The organism is Pseudomonas sp. MF5691 (assembly GCF_016405645.1).
GTDB lineage: Bacteria > Pseudomonadota > Gammaproteobacteria > Pseudomonadales > Pseudomonadaceae > Aquipseudomonas > Aquipseudomonas shahriarae.
Genome location: NZ_JAEKDC010000003.1, coordinates 146,959 through 172,097, shown reverse-complemented (window position 1 = coordinate 172,097; position 25,139 = coordinate 146,959). Strand labels below are relative to the sequence as shown.

The 25,139-nt window shown below is 60.6% G+C and carries 20 protein-coding genes and 2 tRNA genes; 16 read left to right on the top strand and 6 right to left on the bottom strand.

Annotated features, from left to right (window positions below; genetic code table 11):
- Positions 1-104: 104 nt before the first annotated feature.
- Both JFT44_RS06135 and JFT44_RS06130 read right to left on the bottom strand, forming a co-directional pair.
- Positions 105-191, bottom strand: a tRNA-Leu gene (locus JFT44_RS06135).
- 179 nt (positions 192-370) lie between these two features.
- Positions 371-457: transfer RNA gene (locus tag JFT44_RS06130), tRNA-Leu, on the bottom strand.
- Between the two features lie 224 nt (positions 458-681).
- On the opposite strand from JFT44_RS06130, the gene rnr reads away from it, so the two are divergent.
- The 15 genes from rnr (at position 682) to JFT44_RS06055 (ending at position 20,639) form a co-directional block, all read left to right on the top strand.
- On the top strand, positions 682-3,315 hold the full coding sequence (rnr, locus tag JFT44_RS06125) for a ribonuclease R (protein WP_057958157.1): 2,634 nt from the start codon (positions 682-684) through the stop codon (positions 3,313-3,315).
- Positions 3,312-4,067 carry a 23S rRNA (guanosine(2251)-2'-O)-methyltransferase RlmB gene (gene rlmB / locus JFT44_RS06120; protein WP_057444490.1) on the top strand — a complete coding sequence of 252 codons (756 nt, stop codon included), beginning with the start codon at positions 3,312-3,314 and terminating at the stop codon, positions 4,065-4,067. Before rnr ends, rlmB begins: the two co-directional genes overlap by 4 nt.
- 306 nt (positions 4,068-4,373) lie before the next feature.
- Positions 4,374-4,796 carry a 30S ribosomal protein S6 gene (gene rpsF / locus JFT44_RS06115; protein WP_003217491.1) on the top strand — a complete coding sequence of 141 codons (423 nt, stop codon included), beginning with the start codon at positions 4,374-4,376 and terminating at the stop codon, positions 4,794-4,796.
- Between the two features lie 29 nt (positions 4,797-4,825).
- Complete coding sequence (rpsR, locus tag JFT44_RS06110; protein WP_003171373.1) at positions 4,826-5,056, top strand: 30S ribosomal protein S18; 231 nt, start codon at positions 4,826-4,828, stop codon at positions 5,054-5,056.
- A gap of 36 nt (positions 5,057-5,092) precedes the next feature.
- Positions 5,093-5,986 (top strand): hypothetical protein, encoded by an 894-nt coding sequence (locus tag JFT44_RS06105; protein ID WP_057437422.1) that lies wholly within the window; start codon positions 5,093-5,095, stop codon positions 5,984-5,986.
- A gap of 18 nt (positions 5,987-6,004) precedes the next feature.
- The gene (rplI, locus tag JFT44_RS06100) at positions 6,005-6,451 is read left to right on the top strand and encodes a 50S ribosomal protein L9 (RefSeq protein ID WP_003171376.1); all 447 of its coding nucleotides are present in this window, start codon (positions 6,005-6,007) and stop codon (positions 6,449-6,451) included.
- Positions 6,452-6,561: 110 nt separating this feature from the next.
- A complete protein-coding gene (gene dnaB, locus JFT44_RS06095) occupies positions 6,562-7,959 on the top strand; it encodes a replicative DNA helicase (protein WP_017138451.1) in 1,398 nt (465 codons plus the stop codon).
- Positions 7,960-8,149: 190 nt separating this feature from the next.
- Positions 8,150-10,453, top strand: coding sequence for a YgiQ family radical SAM protein (locus tag JFT44_RS06090; RefSeq protein WP_057958158.1), 2,304 nt, complete (start codon positions 8,150-8,152; stop codon positions 10,451-10,453).
- Between the two features lie 220 nt (positions 10,454-10,673).
- Positions 10,674-11,591 (top strand): hypothetical protein, encoded by a 918-nt coding sequence (locus JFT44_RS06085; protein ID WP_057958159.1) that lies wholly within the window; start codon positions 10,674-10,676, stop codon positions 11,589-11,591.
- On the top strand, positions 11,591-12,034 hold the full coding sequence (locus tag JFT44_RS06080) for a hypothetical protein (protein WP_120731403.1): 444 nt from the start codon (positions 11,591-11,593) through the stop codon (positions 12,032-12,034). The genes JFT44_RS06085 and JFT44_RS06080 overlap by 1 nt, the downstream gene beginning before the upstream one ends.
- Positions 12,035-12,170: 136 nt before the next feature.
- The gene (locus JFT44_RS06075) at positions 12,171-13,091 is read left to right on the top strand and encodes an NAD synthetase (RefSeq protein WP_120731411.1); all 921 of its coding nucleotides are present in this window, start codon (positions 12,171-12,173) and stop codon (positions 13,089-13,091) included.
- Complete coding sequence (locus JFT44_RS06070) at positions 13,088-13,546, top strand: hypothetical protein (RefSeq protein WP_198830444.1); 459 nt, start codon at positions 13,088-13,090, stop codon at positions 13,544-13,546. The genes JFT44_RS06075 and JFT44_RS06070 overlap by 4 nt, the downstream gene beginning before the upstream one ends.
- Before the next feature lie 237 nt (positions 13,547-13,783).
- Complete coding sequence (locus tag JFT44_RS06065) at positions 13,784-17,068, top strand: DUF2126 domain-containing protein (protein WP_120731413.1); 3,285 nt, start codon at positions 13,784-13,786, stop codon at positions 17,066-17,068.
- A gap of 194 nt (positions 17,069-17,262) precedes the next feature.
- Positions 17,263-19,749: a circularly permuted type 2 ATP-grasp protein gene (locus tag JFT44_RS06060; protein WP_057437433.1), complete on the top strand. Its 2,487-nt coding sequence runs from the start codon at positions 17,263-17,265 to the stop codon at positions 19,747-19,749.
- The gene (locus JFT44_RS06055) at positions 19,749-20,639 is read left to right on the top strand and encodes a transglutaminase family protein (protein WP_057958166.1); all 891 of its coding nucleotides are present in this window, start codon (positions 19,749-19,751) and stop codon (positions 20,637-20,639) included. The genes JFT44_RS06060 and JFT44_RS06055 overlap by 1 nt, the downstream gene beginning before the upstream one ends.
- Positions 20,640-20,832: 193 nt before the next feature.
- On the opposite strand, the gene JFT44_RS06050 is transcribed toward JFT44_RS06055, so the two are convergent.
- The gene (locus JFT44_RS06050) at positions 20,833-21,021 is read right to left on the bottom strand and encodes a hypothetical protein (protein ID WP_057437435.1); all 189 of its coding nucleotides are present in this window, start codon (positions 21,019-21,021) and stop codon (positions 20,833-20,835) included.
- A 382-nt stretch (positions 21,022-21,403) separates the two neighbouring features.
- Between JFT44_RS06050 and azu the strand changes: the two genes are divergently transcribed.
- Entirely contained in the window at positions 21,404-21,850 is a 447-nt protein-coding gene (gene azu / locus JFT44_RS06045) for an azurin (protein ID WP_057437438.1), read from the top strand.
- 133 nt (positions 21,851-21,983) lie between these two features.
- Here azu and nadE read toward each other — a convergent pair whose 3' ends face one another.
- From nadE to JFT44_RS06030, 3 genes are all read right to left on the bottom strand, one after another.
- On the bottom strand, positions 21,984-22,811 hold the full coding sequence (nadE, locus tag JFT44_RS06040) for an ammonia-dependent NAD(+) synthetase (RefSeq protein ID WP_057437440.1): 828 nt from the start codon (positions 22,809-22,811) through the stop codon (positions 21,984-21,986).
- Positions 22,812-22,814: 3 nt separating this feature from the next.
- The gene (gene pncB / locus JFT44_RS06035) at positions 22,815-24,029 is read right to left on the bottom strand and encodes a nicotinate phosphoribosyltransferase (RefSeq protein WP_057958168.1); all 1,215 of its coding nucleotides are present in this window, start codon (positions 24,027-24,029) and stop codon (positions 22,815-22,817) included.
- 169 nt (positions 24,030-24,198) lie between these two features.
- Positions 24,199-25,089: a LysR family transcriptional regulator gene (locus JFT44_RS06030; RefSeq protein WP_057437442.1), complete on the bottom strand. Its 891-nt coding sequence runs from the start codon at positions 25,087-25,089 to the stop codon at positions 24,199-24,201.
- Between the last annotated feature and the right edge of the window lie 50 nt (positions 25,090-25,139).

Here is a 25,139-nt window from a genome sequence, read left to right as displayed (position 1 = left end):
GATAAACGATAAAACTTCTCAAGTGCGGGCGCAGCGGGAATTGCGGGTGGAGTTTTTAAACCCCGGAAACGAAAAAACCCGCTTTCGCGGGTTTGATCTGAATTTGGTGCCCAGGAGAAGACTCGAACTTCCACGACCTTGCGATCACCAGCACCTGAAGCTGGCGTGTCTACCAATTTCACCACCTGGGCATTATCAAGCAACGTTGCCGCTGTTGATGGGGCGAACTATACGGCGGGCTTTTTGATCTGTAAACCCCTGATTTGATTTTATAAATCAACTTTTGGGTTAAAAATCAAAGGGCTATAACGCAAAAACCCGCTTCCGCGGGTTTTTGTGAGACTCAAGGCGCAAACCTCAAGTTTTGAATTGGTGCCCAGAAGAAGACTCGAACTTCCACGACCTTGCGGTCACCAGCACCTGAAGCTGGCGTGTCTACCAATTTCACCATCTGGGCAGTATCTTCAACGTTGCCGTCGTCGATGGCGCGCACTATACGGAGTGGCTTTTAAGCTGTAAACCCCCGTTATCAAAAAAGCCTGGAAAATTTCGCAGGCGGTCACGCAAGGTGGTTTTGCGCGGCTATAAAACGCATTTGCGGGCTAGTTATTGCTTGAAATTTCCCGTTTCAATACGCGTATGCCAAACTAACCCACATATAGACAAGGTGAAAACTCTCTAATGGCCGATTGGCAGTCCCTCGATCCCGAGGCCGCTCGTGAAGCGGAAAAATATGAAAACCCTATTCCTAGCCGCGAACTGATCCTGGCGCATCTCGCCGATCGGGGTTCGCCTGCTAGCCGCGAGCAGCTGGTTGAAGAATTCGGTCTGACCACCGAAGACCAACTCGAAGCACTGCGCCGCCGCCTGCGCGCCATGGAGCGCGATGCACAGTTGATCTACACCCGTCGCGGCACTTACGCGCCGGTGGACAAGCTCGACCTGATCCTTGGCCGCATTGCCGGTCACCGTGACGGCTTCGGCTTCCTGATCCCTGATGACGGCAGTGACGACCTGTTCATGAGCCCGGCGCAAATGCGCCTGGTGTTCGATGGCGACCGTGCCCTGGCGCGCGTGTCCGGCCTGGACCGTCGCGGTCGACGCGAAGGCGTGATCGTCGAAGTGGTGTCCCGTGCCCACGAATCCATCGTCGGTCGCTACTTCGAAGAAGGCGGCATCGGCTTCGTGATTCCGGACAACCCGAAGGTCCAGCAGGAAGTGCTGGTGACCCCGGGCCGCAATGGCGCCGCCAAGGTCGGTCAGTTCGTCGAGGTGAAAATCACCCACTGGCCAACCCCGCGCTTCCAGCCACAGGGCGATATCGTCGAAGTGGTCGGCAACTACATGGCGCCGGGCATGGAAATCGATGTTGCGCTGCGCACCTACGATATTCCTCACGTCTGGCCGGAGGCTGTGCTCAAAGAAGCCGCCAAGCTCAAGCCGGAAGTCGAAGAAAAAGACAAAGAGAAACGCATCGACCTGCGTCATCTGCCGTTCGTCACCATTGACGGCGAAGATGCCCGCGACTTCGACGATGCGGTCTACTGCGAAGCCAAGCCCGGCAAGCTGCGCCTGTTCTCCGGCGGCTGGAAGTTGTTCGTCGCGATTGCCGACGTATCCAGCTACGTGAAGATCGGTTCGGCCCTGGATAACGAAGCCCAGGTGCGCGGCAACTCCGTGTACTTCCCTGAGCGCGTGATCCCGATGCTGCCTGAGCAGCTGTCCAACGGCCTGTGCTCCCTGAACCCGAAAGTCGACCGTTTGGCCATGGTGTGCGAGATGACCATCTCGAAAACCGGCGAAATGACCGACTACCAGTTCTACGAAGCGGTGATCCACTCCCAGGCCCGCCTGACCTACAACAAGGTCAGCACCATCCTGGAAACGCCGAAAACCAGCGAAGCCAAGGCTTTGCGCAGCCAGTACTCTGACGTAGTTCCACACCTCAAGCAGCTCTACTCGCTGTACAAGGTGTTGCTGGGCGCACGTCATGTCCGTGGCGCGATAGATTTTGAAACCCAGGAAACCCGGATCATCTTCGGTTCCGAGCGCAAAATCGCGGAAATCACGCCGACCACCCGCAATGACGCGCACAAGCTGATCGAGGAATGCATGCTGGCGGCCAACGTGGCCACCGCCGAATTCCTGAAGAAGCACGAGATTCCTGCGCTGTACCGGGTGCACGATGGTCCGCCACCGGAGCGCCTGGAAAAACTGCGCGCCTTCCTGGGCGAGCTTGGCCTGTCCCTGCACAAAGGCAAGGATGGCCCGTCGCCGAAGGATTACCAGGCTCTGTTGGCCAGCATCAAGGACCGTCCGGACTTCCACCTGATCCAGACCGTGATGCTGCGCTCCCTCAGCCAGGCGGTGTACAGCGCCGACAACCAGGGCCACTTCGGCCTGAATTACGAGGCGTATACCCACTTCACCTCGCCGATCCGCCGTTACCCGGACTTGCTCACGCACCGCGCCATCCGCAGCGTGATCCATTCCAAGCAGAACACCCCGCACGTCAAGCGCGCCGGTGCCATGACTATTCCGAAGGCACGGATCTATCCGTACGACGAAGCGGCCCTGGAACAGTTGGGCGAGCAGTGCTCCATGAGCGAGCGCCGTGCCGACGAAGCCACCCGTGACGTAGTGAACTGGCTCAAGTGCGAGTTCATGAAGGATCGCGTAGGTGAGTCGTTCCCAGGCGTGATCACCGCCGTGACCGGTTTTGGTCTGTTCGTCGAGCTGACCGACATCTACGTCGAAGGTCTGGTGCACGTCACCGCCTTGCCGGGTGACTACTACCACTTCGATCCTGTGCATCACCGCCTGGCGGGCGAGCGCACCGGTCGCAGCTTCCGTTTGGGCGATACCGTAGAAGTACGGGTCATGCGCGTCGATCTCGACGAACGCAAGATCGACTTCGAGATGGCTGAAAAAACCCTCGAAGCGCCGATTGGCCGCAAAAAACGGGGTGCCGAAACCACAGCGCCGGCGAAAAAAGGCGCTCCTGCGAAAGCTGCAGCGGCTGCCGAGCCTGCGCCGGCCAAGCCTGCGCGCCGCTCCTCGGCCAAGGAAAAGGTCAGCGACGCGTACCGCCCCAGTGATGCGGCGGCGAAAAACGCCGAGTTGCGCAAGAGTCGCGAGTTGAAGCAGCAGTTGCTCAACGAAGCCAAAAGCGGTGGTAAAGCGGCGTCTGGGGGAAAGTCCCAGGCCGCCGACAAGCCGTCGAGCAAACCGAGTAAACACCGTAAAGGCCCGCCAAAAGCGGGTTCGGCCCCTGCCAAGAGCGGCGGGTCGCGCAAACCTAAGGCCAAGTCATGAGTCTGGAAAAAATCTACGGCGTACACGCCGTAGAAGCGTTGCTGCGTCACCACCCCAAGCGCGTCAAGCAAGTGTGGTTGGCCGAGGGTCGTAGCGAGCCGCGCGTTCAAGCGTTGGTCGAGCTGGCCAACCAGAATAAAGTTGCCATCGGTCAGGCCGAGCGGCGCGAAATGGACGTCTGGGTCGAAGGCGTACACCAGGGCGTGGTGGCGGACGTGAGTCCGAGCCAGGTCTGGGGCGAGGCCATGCTCGACGAGCTGCTCGACCGCACCGAAGGTGCGCCGCTGTTGCTGGTGCTGGACGGCGTGACCGACCCGCACAACCTCGGCGCCTGCCTGCGTTCGGCGGACGCTGCCGGCGCGCTGGCGGTGATCGTGCCGAAAGACAAGTCGGCTACCTTGACCCCGGTCGTGCGTAAAGTCGCCTGCGGCGCAGCGGAAGTGATTCCGTTGGTGGCCGTGACCAACCTGGCGCGCACCCTGGAAAAACTCCAGCAGCGCGGCTTGTGGGTCGTGGGTACGGCGGGTGAGGCCGAGGTCAGCATCTATGACCAGGACCTCACCGGCCCGACCATCCTGATCATGGGTGCTGAAGGCAAGGGCATGCGGCGCCTGACCCGAGAGCATTGCGACTACCTGGTGCACTTGCCGATGGCCGGTAGCGTCAGCAGCCTCAACGTTTCAGTCGCGACGGGCGTCTGCCTGTTCGAAGCCCAGCGTCAGCGTGGCGCCAAGGCCAAGTCCAAGAAGTAATCAGGTCTGGCGCAGGTCCAAATGTGGGAGCGGGCTTGCTCGCGAATGCGCAGTGTCAGTCGCCATAGATGTTGGCTGGCCTAACGTATTCGCGAGCAAGCCCGCTCCCACACTGGTTTGCAGGGTTTGGAAGGTTGTACAAATAATCACCAATTGCCTTGCGCCCTTTCTCCCCCTTCTCTACAATTGCGCCCCTTGCCTTCCCGGCGGGCACGCATGTGCCTCCCAGCGGCAAGATTCCTAAGTGTCATTCACTCCTTGTCTGACCGTTTTTGAGCGGCAGGCTACAACCCGTAAGGAGCATTCATGCGTCATTACGAAATCATCTTTTTGGTCCACCCGGATCAAAGCGAGCAAGTCGGCGGCATGGTAGAGCGTTACACCAAGCTGATCGAAGAAGACGGCGGCAAAATCCACCGTCTGGAAGATTGGGGCCGTCGTCAACTGGCCTACGCAATCAACAATGTTCACAAGGCTCACTACGTGATGCTGAACGTTGAGTGCACTGGCAAGGCCCTGGCCGAGCTGGAAGACAACTTCCGCTACAACGATGCAGTGATCCGTAACCTGGTCATCCGTCGCGAAGAAGCCGTTACCGGCCAATCCGAGATGCTCAAGGCTGAAGAAAACCGCAGTGAGCGCCGTGAGCGTCGCGACCGTCCTGAGCACGAAGGCGCTGAAAGCGCTGATAGTGATGACAGCGACAACAGCGATAACGCTGACGAGTAATCCACGGACCTTATTAAGGAGCCTATCAAATGGCACGTTTCTTCCGTCGTCGTAAGTTTTGCCGCTTCACCGCTGAAGAAGTGAAGGAGATCGACTACAAAGATCTCAACACTCTGAAAGCCTACGTATCCGAGACCGGCAAAATTGTTCCAAGCCGTATCACCGGTACCAAAGCTCGTTATCAGCGTCAGCTGGCCACCGCTATCAAGCGCGCCCGCTTCCTGGCCCTGCTGGCCTACACCGACAGCCACGGCCGCTGAGACCGGGCAGTCGACAAGTAGTAGGGGATTGAATGCATGCGCGCCTTAGCTGAGTTCATCATGCGCGGTCGTGTGCAGGCCACTCTGGTAGTGGCTGGATGTGCTGCATTGCCGTTGTTGTATTGGTTGGGTGCTGCCGCAGGAAGCCTTGTGCTGCTGCGGCGCGGTTTGAAGGACGCCCTGGGCGTTCTTGCCCTGGGGTTGCTGCCGGCCTTGATCTGGTGGCTGCAATTCGACGATCCACGGGTACTTCTGGTACTGCTGGGGTCTTCGAGCCTTGCGTTGGTTTTACGCGCAAGTGAGTCCTGGGTCCGTACGCTGCTGGTCAGCGTGGCATTGGGAGTGGTGTATTCAGTGGTGCTTGGCGCGGCTTTCCGCCCGCAAATCGAGGCGCTGTCGCAGGAGTTGGTAAAAATCCTGCCACTGGCCCTCGGGGATCTCTACCAGCAATTGTCGGTAGATGAGCGAGCGCGCATGGCCACACTGATTGCTCCGGTCCTTACCGGCCTGATAGCGGCACTGTTGCAGATCGTCAGTGTGCTGAGCCTGATTCTTGGGCGCTACTGGCAGGCGTTGTTGTATAACCCGGGTGGTTTTGGTCGCGAGTTTCGCAGTATCAGAATCCCCGCAGGACCAGCGATGTTGCTGCTGGCGTGCATGCTTGTAGGGCCGAACTTTGGTCCGCAAATGGCCATGTTGACGCCGTTGTGCAGCGTACCGCTGGTGATTGCCGGGCTGGCCCTGATGCACGGGCTGGTGGCGCAAAAGCGCCTGGCCAAGTTCTGGCTGGTGGGGTTGTACGTGACGCTGTTGCTGTTTATGCAACTGATCTATCCGTTACTCGTGGTCTTGGCCATTGTCGACGGCCTGATTGATTTTCGCGGTCGTCTGGCGCCGAAAGACGCCGATAACGCGAACGGTGAAGGTTAAAAGTTAGAGGATTTTCACATGCAACTGATCCTTCTGGAAAAAGTCGCCAACCTGGGCAACCTGGGCGACAAAGTAAACGTTAAGGCCGGCTACGGTCGTAACTACCTGCTGCCATACGGCAAAGCCACCGCTGCAACCGCTGCCAACCTGGCCGCGTTTGAAGAGCGTCGCGCTGAGCTGGAAAAAGCCGCAGCAGACAAGAAAGCTTCGGCTGAAACCCGTGCTGCCCAACTGGCCGAGCTGGAAGTGACTATCACTGCCACCGCCGGTGACGAAGGCAAGCTGTTCGGTTCGATCGGCACCCACGACATCGCTGATGCACTGACCGCCTCCGGCGTTGAAGTGCAGAAGAGCGAAGTTCGTCTGCCGAACGGCACCATCCGCAACGTAGGCGAATTCGACGTAGCCGTGCACCTGCACGCTGAAGTTGAAGCCACCGTACGCGTTGTCGTGGTAGCAGCTTAAGTAGCACCTAACTGACTGGCACCTCGCGTGCCAGGCGGTTAACATCGGGCACGATCCTGTTTACAGGTCGTGCCTTTTGTTTTTTTCACACCCCCTAATTCCAAGTGGCCATGAACGATATTTCAGCTCCTGAGCAATACGATCTGCAAACCGCTGCCCTGAAGGTGCCGCCGCATTCCATCGAGGCCGAACAGGCCGTGCTCGGTGGCTTGATGCTGGATAACAACGCCTGGGAACGTGTGCTCGATCAAGTCTCGGACGGTGATTTCTATCGGCATGACCACCGCCTGATCTTCCGCGCCATTGCCAAGCTGGCCGACCAGAACTCACCGATTGACGTGGTGACCCTGGCCGAGCAACTGGACAAGGAAGGCCAGACCTCGCAAGTCGGTGGCCTCGGCTACCTCGGTGAGCTGGCAAAAAACACCCCGTCCGTCGCCAACATCAAGGCCTATGCCCAGATCGTGCGCGAGCGGGCGACCCTGCGCCAGTTGATCGGCATCAGCACCGAAATCGCCGACAGTGCCTTTAACCCTGAAGGTCGCACCGCCGCCGAGATCCTCGACGAAGCCGAACGGCAGATCTTCCAGATCGCTGAGGCCCGCCCGAAAACTGGCGGCCCGGTCAGCGTCAACGACCTGTTGACCAAGGCCATCGACCGTATCGACACCTTGTTCAACACTGACAACGCCATCACCGGTATTTCCACCGGCTACACCGACCTCGACGAGAAGACCAGCGGCCTGCAGCCGTCCGATCTGATCATCGTCGCCGGCCGTCCATCCATGGGTAAGACGACCTTTGCGATGAACCTGGTGGAAAACGCCGTGTTGCGCAGCGACAAGGCCGTGCTGGTGTACTCCCTGGAGATGCCAGGCGAATCGCTGATCATGCGTATGCTCTCGTCCCTGGGCCGGATCGACCAGACCAAAGTGCGTGCCGGTCGTCTGGAAGACGACGACTGGCCGCGCCTGACCTCGGCGGTCAACCTGCTCAACGACCGCAAGCTGTTTATCGACGACACCGCCGGTATCAGCCCGTCCGAGATGCGTGCGCGTACCCGGCGCCTGGTGCGTGAGCACGGCGATATCGCCCTGATCATGATCGACTACCTGCAGTTGATGCAGATCCCCGGCTCCAGCGGCGACAACCGTACCAACGAGATTTCCGAAATCTCCCGGTCCCTCAAAGCCCTGGCCAAGGAATTCAACTGCCCGGTGGTGGCGCTGTCCCAGCTCAACCGTTCCCTGGAGCAGCGTCCCAACAAGCGCCCGGTGAACTCTGACTTGCGTGAATCCGGAGCGATCGAGCAGGACGCCGACGTGATCATGTTCGTGTACCGCGACGAGGTGTATCACCCGGAAACCGAGCACAAGGGCATTGCCGAAATCATTATCGGCAAGCAGCGGAACGGACCGATCGGCTTTATCCGCCTGGCGTTCATCGGTAAGTACACGCGCTTCGAGAACCTGGCGCCGGGCAGTTATAACTTCGACGACGACGAATAGTTTCCAGCGTCTATAAGGGCCCTATCGCAGGCCAGTCCGCCCGCACATTTGAAAGCATTCACCATTCAAGTGTGGGGGCGGGCTAGCCCGCGATGGGGTCAGCACAATTCCGACCATTACCGTCGGAATTGGTCAAATTTTGTGCTATATTCCGCGCCCGCGATTTTTCATCTCAACACCGGTCACCGTCATGCAAACAGCCAAGCCGTTATTTGACTATCCCAAGTACTGGGCCGAATGTTTCGGTCCAGCGCCATTCCTGCCCATGAGCAGGGAGGAGATGGATCAGCTTGGCTGGGATTCATGCGACATCATCATCGTCACCGGTGATGCCTACGTGGACCATCCTTCGTTCGGCATGGCGATCATTGGCCGGCTGCTGGAGTCCCAGGGCTTCCGCGTCGGGATCATTGCCCAGCCCAACTGGCAGTCCAAAGACGACTTCATGAAGCTCGGCGAGCCGAACCTGTTCTTCGGCGTCGCGGCCGGCAACATGGACTCGATGATCAACCGCTACACCGCCGACAAGAAAATCCGCTCCGACGACGCCTACACCCCTGGCGGCATGGCCGGCAAACGCCCGGACCGTGCGAGCCTGGTGTACAGCCAGCGTTGCAAGGAAGCCTACAAGAACGTGCCGATCGTGCTCGGTGGCATCGAAGCTTCCCTGCGCCGCATCGCCCACTACGACTACTGGCAGGACCGGGTGCGCAACTCGATCCTGATCGACGCCACCGCCGACATCCTGTTGTATGGCAACGCCGAGCGGGCGATTGTCGAAGTTGCCCAGCGCCTGTCGTGGGGCCACAAGATCGAAGACATCACCGACGTGCGTGGCACCGCTTTCATTCGCCGTGACACGCCAGCGGGCTGGTACGAAGTGGACTCCACCCGGATCGACCGCCCGGGCAAGGTCGACAAGATCATCAACCCGTACGTGAATACCCAGGACACCCAGGCCTGCGCCATCGAGCAGGAAAAGGGCCCGGTTGAAGACCCGGAAGAAGCCAAGGTCGTACAGATCCTCGCCAGCCCGCGCATGACCCGCGACAAGACCGTGATCCGCCTGCCATCGGTGGAAAAGGTCCGTGGCGACGCAGTGCTGTATGCCCACGCCAACCGCGTGTTGCACCTGGAAACCAACCCAGGCAACGCCCGCGCCCTGGTGCAGAAGCACGGCGAAGTGGACGTGTGGTTCAACCCACCGCCCATTCCCATGACCACCGAAGAAATGGACTACGTGTTTGGCATGCCTTACGCCCGTGTCCCGCATCCTGTGTACGGCAAGGAAAAAATCCCGGCCTACGACATGATCCGCTTCTCGGTGAACATCATGCGTGGCTGCTTCGGCGGCTGCACCTTCTGCTCGATCACCGAGCACGAAGGCCGGATCATCCAGAACCGTTCCGAAGAGTCGATCATCCGCGAGATCGAAGAGATCCGCGACAAGGTCCCAGGCTTCACCGGGGTGATTTCCGACCTTGGCGGGCCGACCGCGAACATGTACCGCATCGCCTGCAAGAGCCCGGAAATCGAATCCGCGTGCCGCAAGCCGTCCTGCGTGTTCCCGGGCATCTGCCCGAACCTGAACACTGACCACTCGTCGCTGATCCAGCTGTACCGCAGCGCCCGTGCCTTGCCGGGTGTGAAGAAGATTTTGATCGCTTCCGGCCTGCGTTACGACCTGGCCGTGGAGTCGCCGGAATATGTCAAAGAGCTGGTGACCCACCACGTCGGTGGCTACCTGAAGATCGCCCCGGAACACACCGAGGAAGGTCCGCTCAACCAGATGATGAAACCGGGCATTGGCAGCTATGACAAGTTCAAGCGCATGTTCGAGAAGTACACCAAGGAAGCGGGCAAGGAGCAGTACCTGATCCCGTACTTCATCGCCGCCCACCCCGGCACCACCGATGAAGACATGATGAACCTGGCCCTGTGGCTCAAGGGCAATGGCTTCCGCGCCGACCAGGTGCAGGCGTTCTACCCGTCGCCAATGGCCACCGCCACCGCGATGTACCACTCGGGCAAGAACCCACTGCGCAAGGTCACCTACAAGAGCGACGCGGTGACCATCGTCAAGAGCGAAGAACAGCGCCGTCTGCACAAGGCGTTCCTGCGCTACCACGACCCCAAAGGCTGGCCGATGCTGCGTGAAGCGCTGACCCGCATGGGCCGCGCCGACCTGATCGGGCCGGGCAAGGATCAGTTGATTCCGCTGCATCAGCCGTCCACCGACAGCTACCAGAGCGCCCGTCGCAAGAACTCGACGCCGGTGGGCAGCCATAAGGTCGCCAAGGAAACCACCACCAGGATCCTCACCCAGCACACCGGCCTGCCGCCTCGTGGCAGCGACGGCAGCAACCCGTGGGACAAGCGCGAACAAGCCAAGGCCGCGGCCATGGCCCGCAACAAGCAGGCGGCTAAAGAGCGCACCGACGCGGCCAAGGGCAAAGGCAAGAAGCCTGCGCGTAAGCCGGTCGTACCGCGTTGATCGCAGCCTGAAATGCAAAACGCCAGCCTCGTGCTGGCGTTTTGCTTTCTAGCGGGTGGGAAACCTGTTTGTTAAGGTGGCGCCCATTGAATCGCCTTCGCGAGCAAGCCCGCTCCCACATTCGACCGCATTCTCATGCTGGAACTCGGTCAACTGTGGGAGCGGGCTTGCTCGCGAAGGCGCCAGTTCAGACACCACCTATTTCAAGGAAGAACACCCCATGAGCAACCCCTTGCTCAACATCGGCATGGACTCCAACCGCTCCCAGTTCATGGCGCGCCAGCGCATCGAAAGCCAGATCAACCTGCCACGGCTGTTCGCGGCCATCGACGCCGACCCCGGCATCGTCGGCGCAGGGGTGGTGTATATCGACGCTGACTTCAATGTCATTACCCTGCGCGAGTTCAAGCCGATCTGCAGCATCAAGCCCAAGCGCATCATTTTGCGTGAGGCGCAGAGGTACATTTCGCCGGCGCAGTTTGCCAATCAGGTGGCTAACAACCCGCGTGAGTCCCGGTTGGTGGGCGAAGCAGTCAATACGACCCTGTCTTGTGCGGGCGCAATCCTCGGTTGGATTGTTGTGTTCAGCGGTACAGTCGCCGTGCCTTTCACGGGTGGCGCGAGCCTGGTGGTGGCGGGCATCGGTGCGACGGCTGCAGCGGCCAGTACTGCGCAATGTGTCGTCGGGGGGGTGAGAACTATCAACGAACTCAATGACCCGGCAGCCAACGACGATATGGATAGCGAGGACTGGTATCGCTATGCAATGCCGGTATTGGACGCCGCTTCACTGCTGGGTGCCGGCGCCTCTACTCTGACCACTCTTCGGCTGCTGCAGGCTCGAAAGGTGACCACTGGCAGAAGTTGGTACGAGTTGTCCAAGGGGTTGACCCGCCAGCAACGCAAGGCGCTCACCAAAGAGTTGCTGAGCCTGAAAGATCCAAGACTGAGCAATAAACTCTTGAAACTGCGCCAGCGCTCCGGTCTGCTGGCCAAGCGCTATTCAGCTAGCGAGATCAATCACGCTACTGTGACGCAGATCAGAGACTCCCTCGGGGCTGCCGTTGGTCTTACCGGGAGCGCTATATCAGGCAACATTCGAACGATTGCAGTTGGCCTCTATGAGGAGGTTGAGTGATGGATCGTCCTGGTTCATTAAGAGCTTTTTTGGCGCAATATTTTCCAGCGTTTATATGCGCGTTCTTCCTTGCCTGCTTCTCTCTCTCTGCCGCTATTTCATTGGCATCAAGTACATTTTTTCGCAGTGACCCAGAGCGGGCGCGTTACTCTTTTCTGGCGGCAGTTTTCTTGGGCTTGCTCTTGGCGTTCAGCCATTTCGTCATGATCAGAGGGCGAAAATGGGGGGCTTGGGCTATCGCAGCCTTCTACGTTGTATGTTTGCTGGTCGTGTTGCCAACCTATAGCTATCGGCCACATATGGCAGCGTATGTAACAGGGCTGCTGTTTCCGTTGGCGGGGTTGCTGTTGCTCAATAGTCAGCGTCATCGGGAAATGCGACAGAAACTCGTCGAGCTGCGCCATCTGCGCCAGGCTGCGACTGCAAAGTACAAAAAACGGTGATTGTGCAGATTCACTAGCGCTGCTTCAACGCTCGCTGCCTGGGCAAACGCGACGCTTGTGAGTTTTTCGCGATCAAGCTCGCACCTACAGAAATGACGTCTGTTCGGTCACTCGAACCCTTCAAGGAAGAACACCCGTGAGCAACCCTCTACTCAACATCGGCATGGACTCCAACCGCTCCCAGTTCATGGCGCGCCAGCGCATCGAAAGCCAGATCAACCTGCCACGGCTGTTCGCGGCCATCGACGCCGACCCCGGCATCGTCGGCGCAGGGGTGGTGTATATCGACGCTGACTTCAATGTAATTACCCTGCGCGAGTTCAAGCCCCTCTGTAGCATTAAGCCCAAGCGCATCATTTTGCGTGAGGCGCAGAAGTACATTGCGCCGACGCAGTTTGCCCAACATGTCGTGAGCAATCCTCGAGAGTCCCGACTGATTGGCGAAGCCGTAAATACCGGGGTCTCCTGCTTGGGCGCTGTCATCAGTTGGGCTGCAATCGCCAGTGGAACAATTCTGGTGCCTTTCAGTGGCGGTGCCAGTTCCGTCATCGTTGTGGTGGGATATGCGGCTGCCGGTGCAAGTTCGCTTCAGTGTTTCAACGGCATTGCTCGAACAGCGCTGGAGGTCGCCAAGCCTGAGGTAAAGGATTGGCTCGACAGTGAGGGCTGGTACCAGAATGCTTCCATTGTGCTGGACGCAGTATCACTGGTAGGCGTGAGCGCTTCGGCCCTGACGACGGTCAAGCTGGTCAGGGTCGCCAAAGCATCGACGGGTAAGAGTCTGCGTGACGTGCTTCGCGGGTTGAATCGCCAGGAAAGAGCCAAGCTCACGAAAGAGCTACTCAGCATCAACCATCCCAGCTTGACTGCGAAGATGCTCAAATTGAAGCAGGCGTCGGGTGAACTCACCAAGCGTTTCACCCCTACGCAGCTAAAGCACAGCACCACTACCCAGATCAAAGACGTCCTGGGCGCAAGCATAGGGTTTGGCGGGAGTGCGTACTCCGGAAACGTCAATACCATCGCGATAGGGTTGTACGAGGAAATAAACGAATGAACGAGTTAATGACGCTACGCGACTTTTTCAGGCAATACTTTCTGACGTTTCTGGGTGGTGTATTCGCTGCGTATTTTTCGTTGGCATTGGCTGTTGCGCTGGCGCTCGTCACTTATTTTCGTGATGTGCCGCTGGCTCAAGTGGGGCTCAAGATCATGTTGGTCGGGGCGCTGCTCATTCTGTTGACGGTCCATAGCAACTTTATGATTTTGCGGGGCCGACCCTCCTGGGTGTGGGTGATGGTCGGTATCTACCTCGCCTGTCTAGTGTTTGTAGTTCCAATGGTTCAGTACCAGCCTCATAAAGTTCTCTATGGGTTGGCGCTGTTATTCCCATTCCTTGGATTGTTGACACTTAACAGCAAGGTTCAACGAGAGATGCGTACAAAACTCGTTGGAATCCGTCGCATTCGGCAGTCTGTCAAATCAACCGCTAGATCGAGTAGTCGCATGTGAAGGTGTTGCCTTCGATAACCGGTTTCAACCCAACGCGCAAAAAGTGTTGATTGGGTAGATTCCCCACTGCGCCCCGCACTTGCGCCACAAATATGTGCAACCCTCGCACCACGACGGCCGCTCTCGCGCCGTTTTGGTGCTGTACTGCACCGGCTCCCTCGATAAAGCGCAATGACCGCCGCTCTGGCATAAGTCTTGCGCGCTTTGTGTTCATGCTCTGGCTCGCAGGAGGCCGCCGTGTCGATTCATGTCGCGTTGCACCATGTTACGCATTACCGTTACGACCGCGCTGTGGAGCTTGGCCCACAGATTGTGCGTCTGCGACCGGCGGCCCATAGCCGCACGCGGATCCTGTCCTACGCGCTGAAGGTGCTGCCCGAGCAGCATTTCATTAATTGGCAGCAAGACCCCCAGGGCAATTACCTGGCGCGCCTGGTGTTTCCGGAAAAGACCGATGAGCTGCGTATCGAGGTCGACTTGGTCGCCGAGATGGCGGTGTTCAATCCGTTCGACTTTTTCCTTGAGCCCTACGCCGAAAAAATCCCCTTCAGCTACGCCGCCGACGAGCAGCGCGAGCTGGCGCCGTATCTGGAAACTCTGCCGCTGACGCCGAAGTTTGCTGCGTACCTGGCCGGTATTGACCGCACGCCGCTGCCGGCCGTGGATTTCCTAGTCGGCCTCAACCAGCGCCTGGCGGCGGATATCGGCTACCTGATCCGCATGGAGCCGGGCGTGCAAACCCCGGAATTCACCCTCGAAAACGCCTCCGGCTCGTGCCGCGACTCGGCCTGGCTGCTGGTGCAGCTGCTGCGCAACCTGGGTTTGGCGGCGCGGTTTGTCTCCGGTTACCTGATCCAGTTGACCGCCGACGTCAAAGCCCTCGACGGGCCCTCCGGCACCGAGGTGGACTTCACCGACTTGCACGCCTGGTGCGAGGTGTATTTGCCCGGCGCCGGCTGGATCGGCCTGGATGCCACCTCCGGTCTATTCGCCGGTGAAGGGCATATCCCATTGGCCTGTAGTCCCGATCCATCGTCTGCCGCCCCGATCAGTGGGCTGGTGGAGCCGTGCGAGTGTGAGTTCACCCACGAAATGTCGGTGGAACGCATTTGGGAAGCCCCTCGGGTGACCAAGCCCTACACCGAAGAACAATGGCTGGCGATCCAGGCCCTGGGCCGGCAGATTGATAGCGACCTGCTCAAGGACGATGTGCGCCTGACCATGGGCGGCGAACCGACCTTTGTGTCCATCGACGACCCCGACGGTGCCGAGTGGAACACCGCTGCCCTGGGCCCGGACAAGCGCCGACTGTCCGCCGAGCTGTTCCAGCGCATGCGCAAGCACTACGCGCCCAAGGGCCTGGTGCACTTCGGCCAGGGCAAGTGGTACCCCGGCGAGCAATTGCCGCGTTGGTCGCTCAATTGTCATTGGCGTCGGGACGGTGTGCCGGTTTGGCACAACGACGCGCTGATCGCCGACGAGCAGCAAGACTACGGCGCGGATGAGGTCATGGCCGGGCGCTTCCTGGCGAGCATTGCCGAGCGCCTGAAGCTCCCTGCGCGCTTTGTATTCCCGGCCTTCGAGGACAATTTTTACTACCTGTGGCGCGAAGGTGCCTTGCCACAGAACGTCAGCGCCCAGGATTCACGCCTGGAGGATGAGCTGGAGCGCGAACGCCTGCGCAAGGTGTTCAGCCAGGGCCTGGATAAAGTCATCGGTCATGTGCTGCCCCTGGCGCGCACCGCAGCCAATGATCGCTGGCAGAGCGGCCGCTGGTACCTGCGTGACACCCATTGCCGGCTGGTGCCGGGGGATTCGCCGCTGGGCTATCGCTTGCCCCTGGCCTCGCAGCCCTGGGTGACGGCGGCAGATTACCCCTTTGTGCACCCCACCGATCCCAATCAAGATCTGCCGGCGCTGGCCATCAGCGCGTCAGCCCCGGGCGAGCCGGCCCCCAGCGACGAGCGTGTACCCAAGGTCGACGAGTCTGCCGACTGGCTGACCCGCACCGCCTTGTGCGCCGAAGCGCGGGGAGGGCGGCTCTACCTGTTTATGCCGCCCCTGGAGCGGGTCGAGGATTACCTGGAGTTGGTGACCGCCATCGAGGCCACCGCCCAGGAACTGCATTGCCCGGTATTGCTGGAAGGCTACGAGCCGCCGAGCGACCCGCGCCTGAGCAACTTCCGCGTGACGCCAGACCCAGGCGTGATCGAGGTCAACGTGCAGCCGTCCGCCACCTGGGACGAACTGGTGGAGCGCACCGAGTTCCTCTATGAAGAGGCCCGGCAAACCCGCCTGACCACCGAAAAATTCATGATCGACGGGCGCCACACCGGCACCGGCGGTGGCAACCACTTTGTGCTGGGTGGGGCCACGCCCAAGGATTCGCCGTTCCTGCGCCGCCCGGACCTGCTGCGCAGCCTGATCAGTTACTGGCATAACCATCCGTCGTTGTCGTACCTGTTTTCCGGGCTGTTTATCGGCCCGACCTCCCAGGCGCCACGGGTGGATGAGGCGCGCAATGACGCGTTGTACGAACTGGAAATCGCCTTTGCGCAGATGCCCGCGCCAGGCGAGGAATGCCCGCCGTGGCGGGTGGACCGCTTGCTGCGCAACTTGCTGATCGACGTCACCGGCAATACCCACCGCGCCGAATTCTGCATCGACAAGCTCTACTCGCCGGACGGTGCTACCGGGCGCCTGGGCCTGCTGGAGCTGCGCGCCTTTGAGATGCCGCCCCATGCACGCATGAGCCTGACCCAACAGTTGCTGCTGCGCGCCCTGGTGGCGCGCTTCTGGCGTGAGCCCTACGCGCCGCCGAAGCTGGCGCGCTGGGGCACGGAGCTGCACGACCGCTTCCTGCTGCCGCACTTTATCGAGCAGGACTTTGCCGACGTGATCGTCGAGCTCAACGCCGCCGGTTATCCACTGCGCGCTGAGTGGTTCGCGGCACACCTGGAATTCCGTTTTCCCAAAGTCGGCGACTATGCCGTCAGCGGTATCGAGTTGGAACTGCGCCAGGCCCTGGAGCCCTGGCATGTGCTGGGCGAAGAGGGCGCGGCGGGCGGTACGGTGCGCTACGTGGATTCATCCCTGGAGCGCTTGCAGGTAAAACTCAGCGGCCTGGCGCCGCAGCGCTATGTGCTGACCTGCAACGGGGTGGCGGTGCCACTGCACGCCACCGGCCGGGTGGGGGAGTTCGTCGCGGGCGTGCGTTATCGCGCCTGGCAACCGGCCAATTGCCTGCAGCCGACCATCGCGGTGCATGCACCGCTGGTGTTCGATTTGCTGGATACCTGGATGCAACGCTCCCTGGGCGGCTGCCAATACCACGTGGCCCATCCGGGTGGGCGCAATTACGACAGCTTGCCGGTGAATGCCAACGAAGCGGAAAGCCGGCGCATGGCGCGGTTTTTCCGCCTGGGTCACAGCCCGGGCAAATTGCCGGTGCCGGCGATGGTGATCAACGATGAACTGCCAATGACCCTGGATCTGCGGCGGTTCCCCAATAAAAATGACTAAACACAACCCCACCTGTAGGCGCGGGCTTATGTGGGAGCGGGCTTGCCCGCGATGACCGAGTATCAGCCAGGACATGCATTGGCTGACGCACTGCTATCGCGAGCAAGCCCGCTTCCTCACACGGCCAGTTTCCACAGAGGATTTGCAGTGTTTGTTAGGTTAATCTGGCTTCCCTTGCCCCTGCCGAGCGTTCCATGTCCGACTTGCTCGACCGTTACCCGCTGACTGCGGGCACCTATCACGAACTGCTGGATGGCAGCGGCGCGGTGCGCGCCCATTGGCAGCGCCTGCTCGACCACCTGCAGCGCAGCACCCCGGCGCAACTGGCCCAGCGCCAGGCGTTGCTGACGCGGCAGATCCAGGAAAACGGCGTGACCTACAACGTCTATGCCGACCCCAAGGGCGCCGACCGCCCATGGGAGCTGGACCTGCTGCCCCACGTATTGGCGGCGGATGAGTGGGCGCACTTGTCGGCAGGCATTGCCCAGCGTGCGCGCTTGCTCAATGCGGTGCTGGCCGACCTGTATGGCCCGCAACGCCTGATTGCCGAAGGCTTGCTGCCGGCAGAACTGGTGTTTGGGCATAACAACTTCCTCTGGCCGTGCCAGGGCATCCAGCCGCCCGATGGAGTGTTCCTGCACCTGTACGCGGTGGACCTGGCGCGCACCCCGGATGGCCGCTGGTGGGTCACGGCAGACCGCACCCAGGCGCCCTCCGGCGCCGGTTATGCCCTGGAAAACCGCACAATCGTCTCCCGTGCATTCCCGGATTTGTATCGCGACTTGCAGGTGCAGCACCTCACCGGGTTCTTCCGCACCCTGCAGGAAACCCTGGCCCGCCAGGCGCCCGGTGATGACCAGCCGCCGCTGATCGTGCTGCTGACCCCGGGGCGCTTCAATGAAAGCTATTTCGAACACCTGTACCTGGCCCGCCAGCTTGGCTACCCCTTGGTAGAAGGCGGCGACCTGACCGTGCGCGACAGCACGGTGTACCTCAAGACCCTCAGCGGCCTGCGCCGCGTGCACGCGATCATGCGCCGTCTGGACGATGATTTCTGCGACCCCCTGGAACTGCGCACCGACTCGGCCCTGGGCGTGCCCGGCCTGCTGGATGCGGTACGCCAGGGCAATGTGCTGGTGGCCAATGCCCTGGGCGCCGGCGTGCTGGAGTCCCCTGGACTGTTGGGTTTCCTGCCGAAGATCAATCAATTTCTGTTTGGCGAAGAACTGATCCTGCCGTCCATCGCCACCTGGTGGTGCGGCGAGGCCCCGGTACTGGCCGAAGCCCTGGAAAAACTGCCGGAGTTACTGATCAAACCGGCGTTCCCTTCGCAAAGTTTTGCCCCGGTGTTTGGCCGCGACTTGAACAACGAACAACGCCAGGCCCTGGCCGAACGCATGCAGGCGCGCCCATACGCCTACGTGGCCCAGGAGCTGGCGCAGCTGTCCCAGGCGCCGGTCTGGCACACCGTGGATGATCATCTGCAACATCGCGCCATCGGCATGCGCGTGTACGCGGTGGCCGGTGAGGATGGCTACCGGGTGCTGCCGGGCGGCCTGACCCGCGTGGCAGCCCACGCGGACGCCGAAGTGGTGTCGATGCAACGCGGCGGGGCGAGCAAGGACACCTGGGTGCTGGGCGAGCGGGCCCCCGGTGGCGAGCAATGGCGTGCGCAGCGGGTGATTGGCACCCATGACCTGGTGCGTCGCGACCCCTACCTGCCTTCGCGGGTGGTGGAAAACCTGTTCTGGTTCGGCCGTTACTGCGAGCGCTGCGATAACAGTGCGCGCTGGCTGCGTGTGGTGCTCGCGCGCTATGTCGATGGTGACGACCCGCTGGCCCTGCAGGCCGCCGTAGAACTCGGTGAGAGCCTGCGCCTGCTGCCGGAGGAGGGCGAGTTGCCCGAGCGCCTGCTGCAGGCCCTGCTCGGTGATGACTGGCCGTCGAGCCTGCGCGCCAACTTGCAGCGCTTGCAGTGGGCGGCATCCCAGGTGCGCGGCAAGCTGTCCCGGGAGAACTGGCAGGCTCTGGTGGAGTTGCAGCGCGAAGCCCTGGAGCTGGAGCGCGAGACGCCGGATTTTGGCGAGCTGTTGGATTTTCTCAATCGCCTGGTGATGTCGCTGGCGGCCTTGTCCGGCTTTGCCCTCGACGACATGACCCGCGACGAAGGCTGGCGCTTTTTGATGATGGGCCGGCGCATCGAGCGCCTGCAGTTTCTCAGCAGCAGCCTCGCGGCCTTCCTGCGTGGCGTGGCGGTGTTCGACCAGGCCGGGCTGGAGTGGTTGCTGGAGTTGGGCAACAGCAGCATCACCTACCGCTCGCGTTACCTGGCAGTGCCGCAATTGATTCCGGTGCTGGACCTGTTGCTGCTGGATGAACAGAACCCCCACGCGGTGGTGTTCCAGCTCAAGCTGGTGAGTCGCACCCTGCGTCGCCTCAACGATGACTTCGGCGTGCCTCGGGAGACTGGGCTGGCGCCGCTGGTGGAGCGCCTGTCGCGCTTTGACCTGGGTTGCCTGGAGAACCCGTTGTTTGGTGACGCCAGCGTGCGCGCGGCCCTCGACGGCCTGGCGGACCTGTTGCAGGCGGTCGCCGATGAAAGCGGGCAAGTCTCTGATCGCCTGGCCCTGCGCCATTTTGCCCATGTGGATGATGTCAGCCAGCAAACGGTGTCTGTGTAATGAGCGCGCGCTATCAGATTTTCCACGATACCCATTATCACTACGACAGCCCGGTGTCCCTGGCCCAGCAACTGGCGCACTTATGGCCGCGCCCGTGTGCGTGGCAGCGCTGCACTTCGCGGCAACTGGAGATCAGCCCCGAGCCGACGGCGCGCCGTGATGAGCTGGATGTGTTTGGCAATCCGATCACCCGGCTGGCGTTCGAGCGGCCCCATGACGAATTGCTGGTCAACGCCGGACTGACCGTCGAAGTGTTGGCCCGGCCTGTGCTGGATTTCAACCAGTCACCGCCCTGGGACCAGACCCGCAACCGCCTGACCTACAGTGGCCAGCCGTTGTCGGCAGAGGCGATCGAGGCGTGCCGCTATCGTTTCGAATCGCCCTATGTGCATTTGAAGAAAAACTTCGTCGATTTTTCCGAGAGCTGCTTTCCGGCTGGCCGGCCGCTGTTGCTGGGCGTGCAGGCGTTGATGGAGAAAATTTTCAGCGAGTTCACCTTCGATGCCGAAGCCACCCAGGTCGCCACGCCGCTGGTGGAGGTGCTGGAGCGTCGACGGGGGGTGTGCCAGGACTTTGCCCACCTGATGCTCGCCTGCCTGCGCTCACGGGGCCTGGCGGCGCGTTACGTCAGTGGCTACCTGCTGACCCAGCCCCCGCCCGGCCAGCCACGGCTGATCGGCGCTGATGCGTCGCACGCGTGGGTGTCGGTGTTTTGCCCGTTGTCGGGCTGGGTGGATTTTGATCCGACGAACAATGTGCAGCCGGCACTGGAGCACATCACCCTGGCCTGGGGCCGGGATTTTTCCGATGTCTCGCCGTTGCGCGGGGTGATTCTGGGAGGGGGCAGCCATGACCCGGAAGTACGGGTGACGGTGATGCCGCTGGAATAACCGATGCGGTGTGGCCAATGCTCCCGTGGAGAGCAGGCCGCTGTGGCGAGCGTGTGCTGTGGCGAGGGCGCTTGCTCCCGCTGGACTGCGTAGCCGTCCCAGTTCTGGGACCACTTCGCGCCCCAACGCGGGCAAGCCCGCTCGCCACATAAAGCCTGCTCGCCACAGGTCAGGCATTCATTGAGGCGGGGGTTCAGGCCTCGGGTGCCGGGTCTTTCGGGGTTTCAGTTTCGTCAGCAATCACTTCCCCTTCAGCATCCGGGTTCAGTGCGCCTGCTTCTTCGTCGGCCGCAGCTTTCTTACGTTGCAGCTTTTCCTCTTTCTTCTGTTCCTTGGCCAAGTCTCTCTGACGTTTGGCGAAGGAGTAATTAGGTTTTGCCATGGGCGATCCTCTGGGGTCGAAGGTGAGGTTGAGCGGCGGGTATTCTGCCTTTAAACGGGCTCCAAGGGGTAATCGGGTTTCAGAATCGTCTCTGCTGACTAAACGTTAGTCGACATTAACCGTTTCGTAAGTACCGCTGGCGCCACAGGCGTAAGCGGCAAGCAGGCTGCATAACAGGCTATTGAGGTGCATGGCTCGGACTCCAGGAAGGAAAGATGAGCCGATCATAGGCAGCGTGCGGCACTTTGGCTGGTTGATTCTGTCGATCAGTCTGATAGCCTAAAGTTGTATACAATCTGTTGATTCAGATCATTGGAACATCTGCCTGCCTCAGGCACCCTTGTCGCATATGCGTTTTTTAAACCCTGCCTTGGAGATTCACATGTTCGCCAAAATCGTTGCTGTTTCCCTGCTGACTCTGGCCAGCGGTCAGTTGCTCGCTGCAGAGTGCAAGGTCACTGTCGACTCCACCGACCAAATGTCCTTCGATACCAAGGCCATTGAAATCGACAAGAGCTGCAAGACGTTCACCGTTGAGCTGAAGCACTCGGGCAACCTGCCGAAGAACGTCATGGGCCATAACTGGGTGCTGACCACTGAGGCTGATATGCAGCCGGTTGCAACCGAGGGCATGGCCGCCGGTATCGACAACAACTACCTGAAAAAAGACGACACCCGCATCATCGCCCATACCAAGATCATCGGCGCTGGCGAGACCGACTCGGTGACCTTCGATGTGTCCAAGCTCAAGGCTGACGGCAAGTACATGTTCTTCTGCTCGTTCCCAGGCCACATCGCGATGATGAAAGGCACTGTGACCCTGAAGTAAGGCCACAGACCGCGTTATCGTTCATCACCGGCAAGCCCGCCCCCACATTTTGATGTATGAATACATTCAACTGTGGGAGCGGGCTTGCCCGCGATAGCGGCCTGACAATCAATACACAACCACCCGCCTCACCTCAAGGCGCAAACGGCATCACCCGCTTGTGCTCAGTCTTGCGATAGGTCTCGCAGATAATCCTGAACGCTTCCTCACGCACCGGCTGGCCGTGCAGGAACGCATCGATTTCGGTATAGGTCACGCCATGGGACGCTTCATCCGGCTTGCCCGGTGAGAGGTCTTCCAGGTCGGCTGTCGGGATCTTCTCCACCAGCGACTCGGGCGCACCAAAGTACCGGGCAATCGCCCGTACCTGGTTTTTCACCAGCCCGCTCAACGGCGCCAGGTCGCAGGCGCCATCACCAAACTTGGTAAAAAAACCCATCACCGCTTCCGCCGCATGGTCGGTGCCGATCACCAGGCCACTTGCCGCGCCGGCGATAGTGTATTGCGCGACCATGCGCATCCGCGCCTTGGTATTGCCCAGTACAAAATCGCGGGACACCGCCGCCTTGCCCTCGAAGGCCGCCACTTCATTGGCCAGGGCCTTGACCGCCGGGCCGATGTTGACCGTGTGGCGTTCGTCGGGGTTGATGAAGTCAACGCTGGCCTGGGCATCGTGTTCGTCGAACTGGGTCTCGTAAGGCAGACGCACCGCGATAAAGCGGTAAGCGTCATCGCCTTTGAGCGCGCGCAGCTCTTTCATCGCCCGCTGGGCCAGCAGGCCGGCGGTCAGGGAGTCGACGCCGCCGCTGATGCCCAGCACCAGGGTCTTGAGCCCCGAATTGAGCAGGCAGTCCTGGATAAAGGTAATCCGCCGGGCCACTTCCGCTTCGAGGGCGGCGTGGTCCTGGAACGGTGGTTGGACCTTGAGCTGTTCAGCAATCTCACGCTGTACGGCTTGCATGATTCACTCCTCGCTAGAGATGGCAGGTACTTTGAAAACGTGGCGCAAGTAGGCGACGAAGTTCGGATCCGTGCAGTGGGTCTTGCCCGCTTCATCGGAGATCTTCGCCACGGGCTGGCCATTGCAGGCGGTCATTTTAAGCACGATGCTCATCGGTTCCACACCTGGAATGTCACAGGTCAGGTTGGTACCGATGCCAAAGCTGACATTGATCCGACCGCGCAGCGCGCGGAAAATCTCCAGGGCCTTGGGCAGCGTCAGGCTGTCGGAGAACACCAGGGTCTTGCTCATCGGCTCGATGCCCAGCTTGTGGTAATGGGCGATGGCTTTTTCGGCCCACTGCACCGGGTCGCCGGAGTCATGGCGCAGGCCGTCGAACAGCTTGGCGAAGTACAGATCGAAATCGCTGAGGAAGGCATCGGTGGTGATGCAATCGGTCAGGGCGATCCCCAGCAGGCCACGGTACTCGCGGACCCAGCAATCGAGGGCGGCGATCTGGCTGTCGATCAGGCGCGGGCCCAGTTGCTGGTGGGCCATGATCCATTCGTGGGCCATGGTGCCCAGGGGCTTCATGTCCAGTTCGCGGGCCAGGTGCACGTTACTGGTGCCGACGAAACGGCCGGGGAAGTCGTGCTTGAGCACATTCACCACTTCCTCCTGCACGCGGTAGGAGAAGCGCCGGCGGGTACCGAAGTCCGCGACCTGCAACTCGGCCAGCTCGTCGCTGCTGGCATTGGCGGTCAACCAGTCGAACTTGCGATACAGCTGCTCGCGGGCCTGCTCCAGGATGATGGTCGGGTAGCGATAGCGGTTGCGCACTTCGCTGACAATCGCCAGTAGCGGCACTTCAAACAGGATCACATGCAGCCAGGGGCCGCGCAGGCGGATAAACAGCTCGCCATTCTCGATGCCGGTCTGCACATAGCGCAGGTTGAAGCGGAACAAACCCAGGAAGCGCAGGAAGTCCGGCTTCATAAAGCTGATGCGTTCCAGGAAACCCAACTGGTCCGGGCTCAGGCTCAACTCGGCGAGGCGCTCGATCTGGTAGCGGATTTCTGCCAGATAGGGGCGCAGGTCCTCGCTGTTACGGCAACGGAATTCCCATTCAACTTCCACGTTGGGGTAGTTGTGCAGCACCGCCTGCATCATGGTCAGCTTGTAGAAGTCGGTGTCGAGCAGGTTCTGCACGATGCGATCGGCAAACACACTCTCGCTCATAACGGGAATCTCCAGACAAGAATGGCGCTAGTGGCGCATAGACCTGTGTTGTTTTGCCAGAGGTTTTTTTGTCGTGGCCTCTGGCGTCATCGCAGGCAAGCCAGCTCCCACAGGAGAATGCATTCCAAATGTGGGCGCTGGCTTGCCTGCGATGGCGGTATTCCAGGGGCTAAACAACCTGCTCCATCATCCACTTCACAAAATCCCGCACCTTAGGCACCTCTGCCGAATGCTCCGGATACGCCAGGTAGTACGCATCCTGGCTGGGCATTGCGTGCTGCCAGGGGATCACCAACTTGCCGTCTGCCAACTCTTCTTCCACCAAAAAACGCGGTAGAAGCGCCACGCCACAACCTACCTGCGCGGCGCGGATGCACATATAGAAGGTGTCAAAGCGCGGCCCGTGGTAGCTGTGCTCGGTCTGGTAGCCGAGGCTGGCGAACCAGTCATGCCAGCCCTGGGGGCGCGAGGCATTTTGCAGCAGCACCAACTCGCTCAGTTGCGTGGGGTCGCTAAAGGGCTGGGCCGGCAGGCTGTCGGGGGCGCACACCGGCACCAGTTCCTCGCTGAACAGCTTGAGGCTTTCGGTGCCTGGCCTTGCGCCTGTGCCGAAGTAGAAGGCCAGGTCGGCCTTGCCTTGCAGCAACTCGTCCGGCGTCTGCTCGTTGCACAGGTCCAGGTGGATCTGCGGGTGGCGCAGGCGCCAGCCCTTGAGCCGTGGCACCAGCCAGCGCGCGCCAAAGGTGTAGGGCGTCGATACGCGCAGCACTTCGGTTTCGCCGCCGTAGGAGCGCAGGTAGTGGGTCGACATCTCCACCTGGCTCAAGATCTTGCGTACTTCCACCAGGTACAGGTCGCCCGCCGGGGTCATCTGCAAGCGCCGGCGGACCCGGCGAAACAGCAGGTGCTGCAGCAACTCCTCCAATTGTGCGACCTGCTTGCTGACGGCGCTCTGGGTGAGGTTCAGTTCCTCGGCGGCGCGGGTGAAGCTCAGGTGGCGGGTCACGGCCTCGAAGCACTGCAGGGCGGTGATCGAGGGCAAATGTCTTTTATTGAGCACGGCACGCCTCTTTTTTTGTTTTGCATGAATAAACGGAATGATATCTCGCC